General features: G+C 58.0%; 11 protein-coding genes, 1 tRNA gene, 2 rRNA genes and 1 pseudogene (1 of these 15 only partly in view). 14 read left to right on the top strand and 1 reads right to left on the bottom strand.

The window, feature by feature from the left end:
• The 6 genes from GH983_RS16885 to GH983_RS16860 all read left to right on the top strand — a co-directional run.
• Nucleotides 1-2,043: ribosomal RNA gene (locus GH983_RS16885) — 23S ribosomal RNA — on the top strand (it extends 756 nt beyond the left edge of the window).
• Nucleotides 2,044-2,158: 115 nt separating this feature from the next.
• Nucleotides 2,159-2,273, top strand: a 5S ribosomal RNA gene (rrf, locus tag GH983_RS16880).
• A 177-nt stretch (nucleotides 2,274-2,450) separates the two neighbouring features.
• Nucleotides 2,451-2,527 (top strand) — tRNA-Met (locus tag GH983_RS16875).
• Nucleotides 2,528-2,701: 174 nt separating this feature from the next.
• Nucleotides 2,702-3,645, top strand: a protein-coding gene (locus tag GH983_RS16870; protein WP_246727419.1) for an IS630 family transposase whose coding sequence is annotated in 2 segments (ribosomal slippage) — nucleotides 2,702-3,026 and nucleotides 3,026-3,645 — 945 coding nt in all. Because the reading frame shifts where the segments join, the coding sequence is not laid out codon by codon here.
• Between the two features lie 383 nt (nucleotides 3,646-4,028).
• The gene (locus GH983_RS16865) at nucleotides 4,029-5,387 is read left to right on the top strand and encodes an MATE family efflux transporter (RefSeq protein ID WP_194842740.1); all 1,359 of its coding nucleotides are present in this window, start codon (nucleotides 4,029-4,031) and stop codon (nucleotides 5,385-5,387) included.
• Nucleotides 5,384-6,514: a DMT family transporter gene (locus tag GH983_RS16860; RefSeq protein ID WP_054147624.1), complete on the top strand. Its 1,131-nt coding sequence runs from the start codon at nucleotides 5,384-5,386 to the stop codon at nucleotides 6,512-6,514. Before GH983_RS16865 ends, GH983_RS16860 begins: the two co-directional genes overlap by 4 nt.
• Nucleotides 6,515-6,528: 14 nt before the next feature.
• On the opposite strand, the gene GH983_RS16855 is transcribed toward GH983_RS16860, so the two are convergent.
• A complete protein-coding gene (locus GH983_RS16855) occupies nucleotides 6,529-7,479 on the bottom strand; it encodes a LysR family transcriptional regulator (RefSeq protein WP_153763016.1) in 951 nt (316 codons plus the stop codon).
• 484 nt (nucleotides 7,480-7,963) lie between these two features.
• Between GH983_RS16855 and GH983_RS16850 the strand changes: the two genes are divergently transcribed.
• The 8 genes and pseudogenes from GH983_RS16850 (at nucleotide 7,964) to GH983_RS16815 (ending at nucleotide 16,262) form a co-directional block, all read left to right on the top strand.
• Complete coding sequence (locus GH983_RS16850) at nucleotides 7,964-9,265, top strand: NtaA/DmoA family FMN-dependent monooxygenase (protein ID WP_153763015.1); 1,302 nt, start codon at nucleotides 7,964-7,966, stop codon at nucleotides 9,263-9,265.
• 54 nt (nucleotides 9,266-9,319) lie between these two features.
• Entirely contained in the window at nucleotides 9,320-10,624 is a 1,305-nt protein-coding gene (locus GH983_RS16845; protein ID WP_153763014.1) for an NtaA/DmoA family FMN-dependent monooxygenase, read from the top strand.
• 50 nt (nucleotides 10,625-10,674) lie between these two features.
• Complete coding sequence (locus GH983_RS16840; protein WP_153763013.1) at nucleotides 10,675-11,235, top strand: flavin reductase; 561 nt, start codon at nucleotides 10,675-10,677, stop codon at nucleotides 11,233-11,235.
• A gap of 63 nt (nucleotides 11,236-11,298) precedes the next feature.
• On the top strand, nucleotides 11,299-12,000 hold the full coding sequence (ribB, locus tag GH983_RS16835; RefSeq protein ID WP_153763633.1) for a 3,4-dihydroxy-2-butanone-4-phosphate synthase: 702 nt from the start codon (nucleotides 11,299-11,301) through the stop codon (nucleotides 11,998-12,000).
• A complete protein-coding gene (locus GH983_RS16830; RefSeq protein WP_194842739.1) occupies nucleotides 11,984-13,087 on the top strand; it encodes an LLM class flavin-dependent oxidoreductase in 1,104 nt (367 codons plus the stop codon). Before ribB ends, GH983_RS16830 begins: the two co-directional genes overlap by 17 nt.
• Nucleotides 13,050-13,655, top strand: a pseudogene (locus tag GH983_RS24360) (flavin reductase family protein). Before GH983_RS16830 ends, GH983_RS24360 begins: the two are co-directional and overlap by 38 nt.
• A gap of 492 nt (nucleotides 13,656-14,147) precedes the next feature.
• Entirely contained in the window at nucleotides 14,148-15,365 is a 1,218-nt protein-coding gene (locus GH983_RS16820; protein WP_246727417.1) for an NtaA/DmoA family FMN-dependent monooxygenase, read from the top strand.
• A gap of 63 nt (nucleotides 15,366-15,428) precedes the next feature.
• A complete protein-coding gene (locus GH983_RS16815; protein WP_210251757.1) occupies nucleotides 15,429-16,262 on the top strand; it encodes a transporter substrate-binding domain-containing protein in 834 nt (277 codons plus the stop codon).
• The last annotated feature ends 140 nt before the right edge of the window (nucleotides 16,263-16,402 follow it).

Raw genomic sequence — 16,402 nt, 5'->3', positions numbered from 1 at the left:
AACTGGAGGGCCGAACCCATATCTGTTGCAATAGATCGGGATGACTTGTGGCTAGGGGTGAAAGGCCAATCAAACTCGGAGATAGCTGGTTCTCCGCGAAATCTATTTAGGTAGAGCGTCGACCGAATACCCCAGGGGGTAGAGCACTGGATGGGCTATGGGGACTCACCGTCTTACTGATCCTAACCAAACTCCGAATACCTGGGAGTACTAGTCGGCAGACACACGGCGGGTGCTAACGTCCGTCGTGAAGAGGGCAACAACCCTGACCTCCAGCTAAGGTCCCCAAGTCATGGCTAAGTGGGAAAGGATGTGAGGATCCCAAAACAACCAGGATGTTGGCTTAGAAGCAGCCATCATTTAAAGAAAGCGTAACAGCTCACTGGTCTAAATAAGGGTCTTTGCGCCGAAAATGTAACGGGGCTAAAGCCATGCACCGAAGCTGAGGATTTGCAGTTTACTGCAAGTGGTAGCGGAGCGTTCCGTAAGCCTGTGAAGGGGTACCCGTGAGGGGCCCTGGAGGTATCGGAAGTGCGAATGTTGACATGAGTAACGATAAAGGGGGTGAGAGACCCCCTCGCCGAAAGACCAAGGGTTCCTGCTTAAAGTTAATCTGAGCAGGGTTAGCCGGCCCCTAAGATGAGGCAGAAATGCGTAGTCGATGGGAACCACGTTAATATTCGTGGGCCTGGTGGTAGTGACGGATCGCGTAACTTGTTCATTCTTATTGGATTGAATGGGCGAGGAAGCGGTTCCAGGAAATAGCTCCACCGTACAGACCGTACCCGAAACCGACACAGGTGGTCAGGTAGAGTATACCAAGGCGCTTGAGAGAACTATGTTGAAGGAACTCGGCAAATTGCACGCGTAACTTCGGAAGAAGCGTGACCCCTTTATACGCAAGTGTAATGGGGTGGCACAGACCAGGGGGTAGCGACTGTTTATCAAAAACACAGGGCTCTGCGAAGTCGCAAGACGACGTATAGGGTCTGACGCCTGCCCGGTGCTGGAAGGTTAAGAGGAGAGGTGCAAGCTTTGAATCGAAGCCCCAGTAAACGGCGGCCGTAACTATAACGGTCCTAAGGTAGCGAAATTCCTTGTCGGGTAAGTTCCGACCTGCACGAATGGCGTAACGACTTCCCCGCTGTCTCCAACATAGACTCAGTGAAATTGAATTCCCCGTGAAGATGCGGGGTTCCTGCGGTCAGACGGAAAGACCCCGTGCACCTTTACTATAGCTTTACACTGGCATTCGTGTCGGCATGTGTAGGATAGGTGGTAGGCTTTGAAGCAGGGACGCCAGTTTCTGTGGAGCCATCCTTGAAATACCACCCTTATCGTCATGGATGTCTAACCGCGGTCCGTCATCCGGATCCGGGACAGTGTATGGTGGGTAGTTTGACTGGGGCGGTCGCCTCCGAAAGAGTAACGGAGGCGCGCGATGGTGGGCTCAGACCGGTCGGAAATCGGTCGTCGAGTGCAATGGCATAAGCCCGCCTGACTGCGAGACTGACAAGTCGAGCAGAGACGAAAGTCGGTCATAGTGATCCGGTGGTCCCGTGTGGAAGGGCCATCGCTCAACGGATAAAAGGTACGCCGGGGATAACAGGCTGATGACCCCCAAGAGTCCATATCGACGGGGTTGTTTGGCACCTCGATGTCGGCTCATCGCATCCTGGGGCTGGAGCAGGTCCCAAGGGTTTGGCTGTTCGCCAATTAAAGCGGTACGTGAGCTGGGTTCAGAACGTCGTGAGACAGTTCGGTCCCTATCTGCCGTGGGTGTAGGAATATTGACAGGATCTGTCCCTAGTACGAGAGGACCGGGATGGACATATCTCTGGTGGACCTGTTGTCCTGCCAAGGGCATAGCAGGGTAGCTATATATGGAAGGGATAACCGCTGAAGGCATCTAAGCGGGAAACCCACCTGAAAACGAGTATTCCCTATCAGAGCCGTGGAAGACGACCACGTTGATAGGACGGGTGTGGAAGTGCAGTAATGCATGAAGCTTACCGTTACTAATAGCTCGATTGGCTTGATCGTTCTCATTGACCATGCTCATCGGCCCGGACATCCGGGCGATGATGCCAAATACGTGTTCAAAAAGACAAACAGGTAATCCCTGTGCCAGCTTCTCAACAACATTGCCCTTAGCCGACCTGGTGGTCATGGCGGGGTGGCTGCACCCGTTCCCATTCCGAACACGGCCGTGAAACGCCCCAGCGCCAATGGTACTTCGTCTCAAGACGCGGGAGAGTAGGTCGCTGCCAGGTCTGCTAAAGGCAATGTTGTCAGGTTTTGTAAAAGCAAATACCTCACGTTTTGCTCACCGCAGAACCACAATCTTCTCAACACACAATCGGCCCAAGCCGAAAACATCGGGCCGCATAAAGCGGCCCTTTTTGCTTGGTAAGAACTCTCAAGCGCAACAATCATAGTTGCGCTCTTGGCGCGGGGTGGAGCAGCCCGGTAGCTCGTCAGGCTCATAACCTGAAGGCCGCAGGTTCAAATCCTGCCCCCGCAACCAGTTTGTTCACTTATCTCTCAGATCGGACAGATCAAACGTCTTACCGCCTCCATGCGATGGGGGCGGTTTCTGGCGTTTAGAGCGCGTCCACTGAACGCGGAATCGCGTTGAGGACTCCCTTGGTCGCCGAATTCTGATTCCATCGCTCCGACTGGTGATTTGGTCGGAGGCAATATGACCCGGGCTTTCAGTGATGATCTGCGTAGCCGCGTTCTGGCTGCGTCACGGGATGGCATGTCGGCGCGTTCAGCGGCAGCCCGATTTGGGATTGGGGTTTCGACAGCTATCGCCTGGATTGCGAGTGCGCGAGCTGGTCTGTTGACCCCGGCGAAGCAGGGCCGACGCGGCGGCTCACGCCTGGATAGTCACGAGCACTTCATCTTCGGCATGATCGAAGAGGAAAAGGACATCACGCTCAATGAGATGGTCCGGCGATTGCATGAGGAAAGAGCCGTATCGATCGGCCGCAGTGCGCTTGATGTCTGGCTGCGAAAGCGCGGCTGGACTTTCAAAAAAAGACCGCACATGCACTGGAGCAGGAGCGTCCCGACCTCCTGAAACGTCGCGAGGAGTGGTTCGACGGCCAGCTCGATCTCGATCCGGCGCGCCTCGTCTTCATCGATGAAACCGGCCTGAGCACGAAGATGTCACGGCTTCGCGGACGCGCTCTTTGTGGAGAACGATGCCGCTCCCCGATCCCGGACGGCCATTGGAAAACAACGACATTTACCGGAGCGCTCAGGCTATCCGGCATGACAGCGCCCATGGCCCTCGACGGCGCGATGAACGGCGTCGCATTCCAAGCCTATGTCGAACAGGTTCTCATTCCAACCTTGGTGCCGGGCGACATCGTCATCATGGACAACCTGCCGGCACACAAAACGGAGGGGGTGCGTCTCGCAATCGAAGGCGCAGGGTGCCGGTTACTCTACCTTCCGCCCTACAGTCCAGACTTCAACCCCATCGAGAAAGCCTTCGCCAAGCTCAAAGCAGTCTTGCGCGCCAAAGCCGAGCGGACCGTCGAGGGCTTATGGAATACCGTTGGCCAGATCGTAACAATGTTCGAGCCGCAAGAATGCGCCAACTACTTCAAATCCTGCGGATATGACCCCGAGTAAAGTGGACACGCTCTAGACTGTCATCCCGAAATCAGATGCGTGAGCTGCGATTTCGTTTCGGCAGGCCCCTGAACATCTGGGGTAGTCGAACCGCGCTTTCGAATTTTGTGATGGTCGATGCACGTTTCAGAGATCTATGACGAGGCACAAGAAACTCTGGGTGGACACGTTTGAGGTCGGACCGGACTGTGCAGATGATCGCCTTTAGGTGATCTCCCTGGGATCCAGTTCTTCAGGTCCCACCCTCTCGCGTGGCGCAGTCGGGAAACCGTCGTCTCTCCTCAATTGGTCTGAACCGCATGGATAACCTCACGGAACCGGCAAGCCAAAGGGTCGTCGGTTTTAGCGACGGCGCCATTTCCCAAGTGGGTGGACGGGGCGCCGTGTTCGACAGAAATCCCTGCGCTGAAAGCGTCGCCACGCATTTTGGCCAGACGACGCGGCTAGCGGGTCCGATCCTGATGGGCCATCTCTCGAACTTCGCCATGACGACGACGACTTTGCTTCTCTTCGGCTGGCTGGGCAGTGCCTCCCTCGCCGCGGCAGGTCTAGCGATCCGTGTGGCTGTCAGCACGAATATTCTGGCGGGAATCCTTCTTGTCGCCGGCGTCGCCGCCTCCGGCGCCAATGGCGGACGGGACGCCAAGCGCGTTTCCGGTTTCTACTGGAACGGTCTCTATCTGGCGCTGGCACTGTCGGTCCTGTCCTTCGCGTGGATGACCGTAGCGCCCGGCCTGCTTGCCGTGCTCGGCCAACCTCCAGAGGTCGTGGCCGAAGCCGAAAGGATACTTCACGTCTTGCGTTGGGGCGAACCGGCAAATCTTCTGCGTCTCGGGTTGATGCGCACCATGCTTCCAGCGCTAGGCATGACGTGGATCCTGTATGCGCTCACGCCTCTCTCCCTCGTGCTCTATGTCGTCGCGGGGTTTGGTCTCGTTTTTGGCTTTTCTGGTCTGCCGCCAATGGGTGCAATCGGAATTCCCGTCGCTCTGGTCGGCGTGACGTGGCTGACGGCGCCGGTCATGCTGGCCGCCGTTCATTGCGGGCGCAGTCGTTCTCTCATTCCCTTCACACGGATCCGACTGTCGCTATTGCGGGAGCTTATCCGGGCTGGCCTGCCGATCGGGACTTTGCAGGGCGTCGACGGGATCTTCTTCCTTATCGCGACAGTCGTGGTTGGCCAGTTCGGAGCTGCTGCGCTTGCCGCACACCAGATCGCGTTGAATTTCGGCACAATCGCCTATTCGCTGGCGGTTTCATTTGGTGACGCCGCAGCATTGCGGATCAGCTATCGGCGAGGTGCACTGGCCTTCCAGGACGCGCGGGTGGCCGGCTTCGTCGGCGTCACCATGGGCACTGTCTCGATGGCCGCTGCGGCTCTGGTCGTCCTCGCCTTCCCGAACGTCTTTATCGGCCTGTTCATTGACATCAATGATCCGGGCAATGCCGCAACGCTGGCAGCGTCGCAGTCACTGGTGCTCTTTGCCAGTCTCTTCATCTTCGCCGACGGCGTTTACGGTACCGGGATGGGCGTGCTGCGGGGGCTTGGAGATAACCGCTATGCGATGTTGGTCGTGATCATCGCCTATTGGGGAATTGGGCTCCCTGTCGGCGCTGCTTATCACCTACTCGTCGGGTTCGGTATTGAAGAGGTCTGGCTGGGGCTTGCGACTTTGCAGGGGTTTATTGGACTGGTTCTCATACAGCGCTATGCCAAGGTCACACGGCAGGATCCAATATGAGCAAACAGGAACTGGGCTCTGGGAGAACCTCGCTGCATCACAGTGAAGCGTGCAGCGGTCCGGGACAATTGCCGTCCCTTGATGCGTCGGATCTTGCCAGCGTGACGGCTGCGGCAATGCCGATCGTCACCGGACACGAGCCGGTTGCGGCTATCCCGCGCTTTGCGCTTCCGTTGTATAGGCCGATCAACCGTCTCGCTGTGCTGCACAGCCAGGGTAGGCAGAAATGGATCGCCGTGCCTGACAACATGCGCGGCTCAATTCTCTTCATACTGTCGGTCGTGATGTTTTGCATCATGATGGTGGCCATCAAGAAAATTGGTGCCGGGTTGCCGCTTCCACAGATATTGCTGATCCGGCAGGTGATCCTGACCATGATACTTCTGCCGCTGTTGCTCGGCGATCTCTCGCGCGCGCTCAGCACCCAATACCTGGGAAGACACATCGTACGAGGGCTCGTCTGCCTTGGCTCGCAGTACACCTATTTTCTGGCGCTTCTGTATCTGCCACTCGCAGACATGACGGCGCTCGGCTTCAGTCAGGTCATTTTCATGACCATTGCCGCCGTCGTTATTCTCAAGGAGAAGGTGGGCTGGCGACGGTGGCTGGCAACGATGGTCGGCTTCGCCGGTGTCCTCATTATGCTGAGACCGTCTGGCGGGACTGTCGACGTCTATAGTCTGGTCGCAGTCTTGAGCGCGCTGCTTTTGTGCGGCGTGACCGTATCGATCCGGTTGATGGCACGCACCGAGTCGACTGAAACCGTCATGCTCTACCAGTCTTTCGTGCTCTGCGCGGCCTATGCGGTGCCGACCTTTCTGTGGTGGCAGTGGCCAACCAGGGAAGAATGGGTCCTTCTGGCCGTAATTGGCATAGTCGGGACGCTGGGACAGTATCTCTTCACACTTGCATTCCGGGTGGCGGAGGCTTCAGCGCTGGCGCCTCTTGAATTCACCCGGCTTCTGATTGCTATCATCCTCGGCTTTTTGGTCTTCAGCGAAATCCCCGAGATGTCGACCATGCTGGGTGCGGTGATCGTCATGGGCTCAACGATCTACACGGTTCGACGAAATTCTCGGCCCGAAAACGCAGATCGAGCGAACGCGTTGAACCGATCAGGCCCGTAGGAACAGGACGCTTGTCAGGACGCGACCATAGCCAGCTTGCTGGTCATCGGAATGCTTTCCATATGGGTGTCGATGAGACAATCGACGAACCGGCGTGCAAGCTTGAATTCGCTGGAACTTGGCCCCGTCACCGCTGCGATGGCATGCACCTTTCGGGTGAGGTCCTGGCGCAGCACCCGCAGCCTGCCGGTTTCGACATGTGGCTGAGCGACGTGATCGGGCAGATAGCCGATATTGCGCCCCGACAGGATCAGGGTCATATGGGCGTGAGCGCCGTATCCGATGTCGCCACGGGTCGCAGCATTCCGGATCCGTTCGGGATGGAAGTGTTCGAGATGGCCGCGGTTGGCATAGACAGCACTTTCGATCTGCTGCAGCGTGATGTCTGAATCGCGAATGTGAAACAGCGGATGCGCCCGACCGCAATAGATCGCTGCCGTTTCCGGAAACAGCGGTTCGAATGTCAGTTGGCTGAAGTGGTCGTCGGTCAGGCCGATGCCGACGTGAATGAGGCCGTCGGCCACATGACCTGTCATCTGAAATCCCAGCATGACTTCCAGCTTGAAGCGCGCATTGGGGTAGTACTCGGCCAGCCGGCTGATGGCTTCCGCAATGCGCGAACGCGGATTGTCGACGATGTGGTCCTGGACTCCGATGATCAGTTCATGTCCGGCACTGTCATTGAGATTGGACGCCCGCTGCTTGAAGTTCTCCACCGAGGCGAACAACTCCTTTGCCGCCTGATAGACGACCTCGCCCTCATGATAGAGCTTGAAGCCTTTCGGGCCGCGCTGGCAGAGCCGAACGCCGAGGCGAATTTCCAGCGATTTCAGATATTCGCTCAGCATGGATTGCGAGAGGTTCAATACCGACTGGGCAGCCGTAAAACTACCCTCCTCGACGATCGTGCAGAAGCATCGCAGCAACTTGAGGTCTACATCATAGATCTGGGACAAATTGGACATTGTAAACCAGTTCTGACTGTTTGAGCCGCCCTAGTACGTTCCTCAGCAAAGATTGTGCCAACACAAGAAACGCATTTGCGATCTTTGATAAAAGTCAACTTTTCAAGGGCTTGGAATCCGTCGCACTCAGGGGCGACGCAAACGAGCCGTTGCCGGACATGCGCAAACTGCTCATGTAAATGGCATGGCTTGACCGGAATGGTGCACCGCAACAGTTTTCGGGCGCGGAATGACAGCTTGCGCAGCTTTTTCACTAAAGCGGAAAGTTGCAGATTTTCCAGGGGAGTTGCTCCCGACACAAGCAAGATCCTATGATTGCAGGGTAACGGCCTGTTCGAAAAGCATCCATCCTGACCAATCAAAGCATCGAGCTTTGCCGATGGTCACTCATGCTGCACTGCGATTAACGTTCCTTCACCCCCCTTTACCTGCGGGCCGTTCTACGGCTGCGGCAGGTACGATGGATGCAAGGACACAGCGTAAAATGCCCAAGAGCTTTCACCTCGCCTGGTTCATGAATTTCTCGGTCGATGACTGGAATGCTCCCTTCTCTGCCGGTGGAAAACCCTGGGACGGAAACTTCTATGTCGACATGGCGAAGGCCATGGAGCGTGCCTGTTTCGACTATATCATGCTTGAAGACACACTGATGATTTCGGAGGCCTATGGCCACAGCATGGAGGTCTACCTCAAGCATGCTCTGATGGGGCCGAAGAGCGATCCCATGCCGCTTGCGGCACTGATCGCCAGCAAGACAAGCAATCTCGGCGTTGTCGCCACCATGTCGACCATGGCCTATCCACCCTTCATGCTCGCCCGTCTCTGTGCGACCGTCGACAGCATTTCCGGCGGGCGGTTCGGGTGGAATATCGTGACCAGCGGCGAGAATCTCGCCGCCCAGAACTTCGGCATGGATGAACTGCCGCCCCGGCAGGACCGCTATGACATGGCGGATGAATATGTCGAACTCTGCAAGCAGCTGTGGGGCAGCTGGGACCAGGATGCCGTCGTGCTCGACCGTGAGACCGGCACCTATGCCGACTTCCGCAAGGTCAGACCCATCAATTTCGTTGGCAAATACTATAAATGCCGCGGGCCGCTGAATTGCGTGCCCGGCCCGCAGGGTCGTCCGACCTTCGTGCAGGCAGGGGGATCGCCACGTGGTCGCCAGTTCGCGGCGATGACCGCCGACAGCATTATTGCAGCCGCATCCGGGAACGAAGCGATGAAGGAATATCGCGATGATATTCGCGCTCGTGCGGCAGCCGGCGGGCGTGATCCGGACGAGGTGAAGGTCTTCTTCATCGTCACCCCCGTCTTGGCGGAGACCGAAGCCGCTGCCAAGGCCAAGCTCGACGACTATGTCAGTTCGCCCGAATATCAGGTGAAGACGCTGGCCTCCATCAGCTCGGTCACCGATATCGACTTTTCGCAATTCGAGCTTGACGAGGAACTGCCCCGGCTGACCACCAATGGCGAGCAGGGCTCACTCGACGCCTTTGCCCAATGGGGTCGCGGCAAGACGCTGCGGCAGCTGATCAGCGATAGGGCGACGCGCGGTCTCGACGGCGTCGTGGGCACGCCCGATCAGGTGGCAAAACGGCTGGGCGAGGTGATGGAGGCCGTCGGAGGTGATGGTTTCCTGATCAGTTCGCCCTTTCAGAAAGTCAGCCGCCAGTATGTCACCGAGATTTGTGAAGGCCTCGTGCCGGCCCTGCAGCGCCGTGGCCTGACCCGCACGGCATACACAAAGCCGACACTGCGCGAGACCCTTCGCGAGTTCTAGGAACCCGCGCCGGGAGTGAATGACCGATCTGCATCAGACAAGAGGACCTCAGACATGCCAAAGCGCTTTCACCTCGGTTGGTTCATGAACTTCGCCGTCAGCGAGTGGAACCATCCCTTTGGCGCCGGCGGGCGGCCATGGGACGGCAATTTCTACATCGACATGGCAAAGGCCATGGAGCGCGCCTGCTTCGACTATATCATGCTCGAAGACACCTTGATGATATCGGAAGCCTATGGCCACAGCACCGAGGTCTATCTGAAGCATGCGATCATGGGCCCGAAGGCGGATCCCGCACCGATGGCGGCCTTGATCGGCGCCAACACGAAGCATCTCGGCGTCGTCGCGACCATGTCGACCATGGCCTATCCGCCCTTCATGCTCGCCCGTTTATGTTCGACACTCGACAGCATTTCTGGCGGACGTTTTGGTTGGAATATCGTGACCAGCGGCGAGAATCTCGCCGCCCAGAACTTCGGCATGGATGAACTGCCGCCCCGCCAGGACCGCTATGACATGGCGGATGAATATGTCGAACTCTGCAAGCAACTCTGGGGCAGCTGGGACAAGGATGCCGTCGTGCTCGATCGTGAGAGCGGCACCTATGCCGACTACAGCAAGGTGCGACCGATCGATTTCGTCGGCAAATACTACAAATGCCGCGGGCCGCTGAACTGCGTGCCTGGCCCGCAGGGGCGTCCGACCTTCGTACAGGCGGGGGGCTCGCCGCGCGGGCGCCAGTTTGCGGCCATGACCGCCGACAGTATCATCGCGCCCTCGTCAGGTGTGGATGGCATCAAGGCCTATCGGGACGATGTCCGCGCCCGTGCGCGCGCCGGTGGGCGCGATCCGGACGAAATCAAGGTTCTGTTCGTCATTGCCCCCGTGCTAGGCGAAACCGAAGCGGAAGCGCATGCAAAGTTTGACCGGATATCGGCACATCCCGACTATATCGAGAAAGTCCTCGCCTCGATCAGCTCGATCACCGATATCGATTTCTCGCAGTTCGATCTCGACGCCGAACTGCCGCACCTGACCACCAATGGCGAACAGGGGTCGCTTGATGCCTTTGCGCAATGGGGCAGTGGCAAGACATTGCGCGAGATTTGCATGGAGCAGGTATCGCGTGGAATCGACGGACTCGTCGGTACGCCCGATCAGGTTGCCGACCGTCTCGGGCAGATCATGGAGGAGGTTGGCGGTGACGGTTTCCTTATCACACGCCCGTTCACGACGACGATCAGCCGCCAATACATCCTCGAAATCTGCGAGGGCCTCGTACCAGCGCTGCAGCGCCGGGGTCTAACCCGGACCGAATACACCAAGTCAACCCTGCGCGAAACGCTGCGAGAATTCTGATCACCTTCTGAGGCCACGATCAGGTGCCAACATCCGAAAAGAGGTCCCCGATGACACAAGCAATCAATGAGATCATCCCCCCGACGACAGAACCAGATGTTGCTTTGACATTGCGGCTTCCCGTCGAAGCTCAGGACTACCGGAACGCAATGGCCAAGCTCGCGGCGGCAGTGAACATCATCACCAGCACAGGCGAGAACGGTTGGTGTGGCTTTACCGCCTCGGCGGTGTCGAGCGTGACGGACAGCCCGCCGACACTGCTTGTTTGCATCAAGCGCACCGTCCAGGCACACGGGACGATTGCTGCATCGGGCGTCCTTTGCGTCAACACGGTCGCCGGACCGCAGGAGGAACTGGCGATGACCTTTGCAGGATCGGGCGGCAACAAGGATATGGCACAGCGTTTCGCCGGCGGAGACTGGACCCAGCTCGTCACCGGCGCGCCTGTATTGACCGGTGCCATCGTCAATTTCGATTGTCGCGTGACCAGCGTCAGTACAATCGGCACGCATGATGTCTTCTTTTGCGAGGTTCTGGCCGTGGCCGGCCGGGACACTGTGGAAAGTGGGGCTCTCATCTATTTCGATCGGAAATTCCACGCCGTCGCCTGAATGTGGTCCGGCGTAGCTTCAAGCAAATGGCATGGCGAACGATAGGAGACAGCAGTGAACATCATGACCCCGGAATTCCAGAGGACGAAGACGCGACCGGATGGGACAGTCGCGAGTGCTGCGGAGATCATAGAGGAGGCGCGGCAGGGGCGGATGTTCATTCTCGTCGATGACGAGGATAGAGAAAACGAAGGTGACATTATCATCCCCGCATGTTTCGCCGACGCCGATGTCATCAACTTCATGGCGCGGAACGCCTGCGGCCTGATCTGCCTCGCCATCACGCGGGAACGCGCAGAAGCACTGGCATTGCCACCTATGGCTCCTGTTACTACCGCACCATTGAAGACTGCATTCACCGTTTCCATCGAAGCCCGTCAGGGTGTGACTACGGGGATTTCATCCCATGACAGAGCACACACCATCGCAGTCGCGATCGATCCCGCGGCTGGGCCGTCAGATCTGGTTATGCCAGGCCATGTCTTTCCGATTGTTGCCCGCGATGGCGGGACGATCACGAGACCGGGTCACACCGAAGCGGCGGTGGATGTGGCCCGTCTCGCCGGACTGCCGCCGTCCGGCGTCATCTGCGAGGTCATGAACGAGGACGGGACCATGGCGCGCCTACCGGACTTGATGACCTTTGCCAGGCGTCATGGAATGAAGGTCGGAACCATTGCCGATCTCATCGCCCACCGCTTCGCCATCGGCGATCATCCCTTCCCAGATGCAGGCGCGGCCACCTGTCATGCTGCAATGCGTTGACATCGCTGGCACCTCCACCAGGAGGATTCCACTTTCCGTCCTAGATCAATCGCTGGTCACCGCCGGACATGTGCCGGCGCAGGCAATTCGTGACAGCGTCACGCTTGCCCGCGCCTGCGAAGGTTTCGGCTATCACCGCTATTGGGTTTCGGAGCATCACGGCAATGCGGCCATGGCCGGATCCGCGCCCGAAGTCCTTTTGGGTGCACTTGCCATGGCGACGCGCACGATGAGGATCGGTAGTGCTGGAGTTATACTCCCGCATTATGCACCCTTGAAGGTTGCCGAACAATTCCGTGTGCTTGAAGCGCTCGCACCTGGGCGGATCGATCTCGGGCTTGGTCGCGGTCCCGGTGCCGATCGTCAGACCGCCTATGCCTTGAGACCCGATGCTCTGGATAATCCCGTCTCCATGTCTGCGATGGACAGCTTTCCCGCCAATGTCGAGGACACACTTGCCTTGGTTCGCGGTGAGCCACTCGGTGATGACCATGTCTTCGCCGGAGTTTTCGCACAACCCCGAGGGCCAACGGCACCTCAGCCCTGGATCCTCGGGTCAGGCAAATACTCCGCACGTCTCGCAGGCCATCTCGGGCTGCCCTTCTGCCAAGCGCATTTTTTTGGCAGCGACAGCGAAGCCTCCCAGGCAATCGGCGCGTATCGCGCAGGCTTTCGCGCCTCGCCGACCCTGACAGAACCCCTTGTCGGCCTGTGCCTCATTGCTATGGCGGCGCCAACCAGTGCCGAGGCCGAGCGCCTTTTCCTCTCGTATGTCCCCTGGCGTCTCTCGAGAGATGCCGGACGCATGGTGCCGTTGCAGCAGCCCGAACACGCAATCGCAGCGGCTGTCGGCCTTGATCAGGACACGATCCAGCGTCTGCGCAAAACGGCGGTGTTCGGTACCCCCGACGAGGTTTTCGCCAGAATTGCGGGGCTCAAGACCGGTTACGAAATAGACGAGATGGTGATCCTCGCGCCGGCATATGAGCTCTCTGTTCGCATGGCCTCCTATGGCCTGATTGCGGGGATCAATCAAACACAGGCAACAGATGACCGACCGGCTCGAGCGTCCGAATTCTGGCTATGACCGTCCACAAACCATCGGAGACTTCGTGATGATAGAGATCGGCGCCATTCCACCAGCAACCCCCGAGCTGCCGACGATTGATCAAGGCACTTTCTGGCGCACCCTTGGCACACGTGCCACCGGAATGACGATCGTCACAGCCAGGAGCGACGAGGGACCTGTCGGATTTCTCGGCCTGTCTGCGACACACGTGGCGGCCGACCCCGCAACCATGATGGTCTCAATTGATCGCAAAACCAGCGCGCTTGCAGGCGTCCTGTCTCAGAGACACTTTGCAGTCAACTTTCTCGATGCAGCCGCTGCTCATGTCGCGACCGCGTTCGGAGGTAAGTCCGGACTGTAGAATGCCGACCGTTTCGTCGACGACGAATGGGCGACGCTTGCAACCGGCGCCCCAGTCTATTGTCGGGCTCTTGGCGTCTTCGATTGTCTCGTGGAGACCGTTGTTGAGCACGGCAACGTGTCCATCGTTATAGGAAGGGTGGTCGCGGCCTCCTCCCGCGCCGATGGCGAACCCCTCCTTTTTTTCCGCGGCAAGACGATCGAGGGCCTACGCCGGCCAGATTGATTGGCTGGAAGGGCGCCTGACAGACTTTCTGTGTCAAAGTCATGCTGCGGGCAAACTGCCGTGAACGACGTCGGTTGCAGAACTTACTGCGGCATCAGCAGCACTATCGATCTATTTGGTTTCTACTTGCGGACGTTCTGAAAGGGACGATGCAATCCTGCATGATGTGACTATGCAGATTCTAGCAATGACACTCTATCTGCGTGCTGTTCGTTGATTAAAAAAACATCATCGCGATGCAATAAGATGCGCCAAAAGCTTCGGTTCAGCCGGAGTTCATTTTCAGTTTTCACCATGTTTATCAGCAGGAAACGTCGCTACGGTCCTCATACTGCGATGCAGCAAAGCAACATCCTCAAGGGAGGTAGGTAGCGGCTGCGAAGGAGCGCGCGTTTCATGCCAACGAATATGTTTCATCTTGGATGGTTTCTGCAGGGCTCAAGCATTGGTGGCTGGGGCGATAAATGGTCCGGAAATATTGCCAGAGAATGGATGCATCCTGGCGCCTATCTGGATCTCGCTCGTGCGATGGAGCGCGCTTGCTTTGACTATATCCTCATTGAAGACTCGATCTATGTTGGACAAAATTGGCAGGACTCCCGCGAAATATTTCTCACCAATGGCATCAGCGTCCCACGTCAGGAACCCTCTGTCGTTGCAACCCTGATGGCGGCTGCGACCACACGGCTTGGCATTGTTCCGACTTTGTCGACATTTGCCTACCACCCCTATCTCACCTCTCGGATCGTCGGCACGCTCGACCAGATCTCGCTTGGACGTGGCGGCTGGAATGTGGTGACCGGCAGCTCGGATCTGTCTGCTCAGAACTTCGGAATGGACAAGCTCGCAGACCATGATGAGCGCTATGTCATGGCCGAAGAATACATGCAGATCTGTCAGGGACTCTGGGGGTCCTGGGAGCCGGGGGCGATCGTCGGTGATCGCGACACTGGGGTGCTCATCGATCATAACAAGGTCCATACGATCGATTACAAGGGCAAATACTACGCCTCGCGCGGTCCACTGAATTCCGGCCCTCTCCCCCAGGGCCAACCTGTCATCGCCCAGGCCGGCGGCTCGAAGAGCGGCAAGGGATTTGCCGCGCGCTATGCCGACACCATTGTCGCGGCGCCGAAGGGCGTGGAAGCGATGAAGCAGTATCGCAATGACGTCCGCACCGAGATGGCAGCCATCGGGCGCGACCCGGACAAATGTAAGGTTCTCTTCCTCGTCCAGCCGATTGTGACAGAGACGATGACGGAAGCCGCTGAACGTATAGCCGAGCGCAAGGCCGCATCCGAGAAATACATCGACCAGCGTCTGGCGCGATTCGGCTGGAGCACCAATCTTGACCTTTCTGGCTGCGATCTCGACGCCCCGATCGGCGAACTTACCACCAATGGCCATCAGTCCAGTCTGGCCCAGTTCCTTGCGCGCTCATCCGGCAAGACCCTGCGTGAGGCAATCATCGAGCATACCACCAGCGGCTATTGCGTCGACATGGTCGGCACGCCCGACAGCATTGCTAGCCAGATGGCAGAGGTCATGCAGGAGGTCGGAGGTGACGGTTTTCTCATCGAACAACCGAATGTCAACCGGCGCACGATCGCCTCGATCACCGACGGCCTCGTCCCGGTCTTGCAGCATCGCGGACTGACACGAAAAGCCTACGCGCATGAGCAGCTACGCGACAATCTTCTGGACTTTTAGCATCCGCAGACACGGCTCGATCCGACATCGCCTTCCCCATCTTCATTTCCAGGGAGTTCTCTCATGTCCATGCATTCGAAAACCGTATTGACTGTCGCTTCCATGCTCTTGGGAGCATTGACACTCACGGCGCGCCCGGCTTCGGCGGAAAAACTTCTCCTTGGCAACGAGGGCGTCTATCCGCCCTTCAGCATCGTTGCGTCCGACGGTTCACTCACCGGATTCGAACCGGCACTCGCACGCGAGATGTGCAAGCGAATGAATGTCGAGTGCGATTTTGTCGTCATGGATTTCAAGGCGCTGATCCCATCCATTCTGCAAGGCAAATTCAACATCCTCGCAAGCCAGCTTTCGCCGACCCCCGAGCGCTTGGAAAAGCTCACATACGCACTGCCGATCGTCTATAATCCGGCGACCTTCGTCGTGCGCAAGGACAGCAATCTCACCTTCACCCCGGAAGGACTTGCCGGCAAATCGCTGAAGCTTGGCCTTCAGCGGGGCGCATCCTCGATCCCTTACGTCGAAAAGAACTTCTCAGGCCTGTTCACGCCTGTCCTCTACGACAACCCCGACCAGATGCAACTCGATCTGCTTGCCGGTCGCGTTGACCTCGTCTTCGATTCCAAGATCAACTGGACGCTCGAACTGATCAACAAGCCTGAAGGCAAGGACTACATGCTTGCTGGCGGCGACCACTGGCTCGGCGATCCGGCGATCCCGGCGAACGAGCGCGGCTATAGCTGGGCCGTGCGCAAGGGTGACGAGGCGATTGCCGAGCGCATGAACGTTGCCCTGAAAGCGATCATCGAGGACTGCACCTACACCAAGATCCGCAAGGAATATCTCGACATCACGATCCTGGCCGGCGAGGAGGCCTGTGCAGCAGCGTCCGAATAGGGCGGTGCAACAGGCGCTCACCTCCGCTTTTCTCCTGTCTCCAACCAATAGGAATGAAGTCCATGGGCATGCTCTCAATACAAGGCATCAGCAGGTTTTCTTCCTCCAACCGGGTCGGTGCTCGGCGACAGGCTAAGGTG

Source organism: Agrobacterium sp. MA01, assembly GCF_009650195.1.
In the GTDB taxonomy this organism is placed as follows: domain Bacteria; phylum Pseudomonadota; class Alphaproteobacteria; order Rhizobiales; family Rhizobiaceae; genus Allorhizobium.
This window is presented reverse-complemented; position numbering and strand designations above follow the sequence as displayed.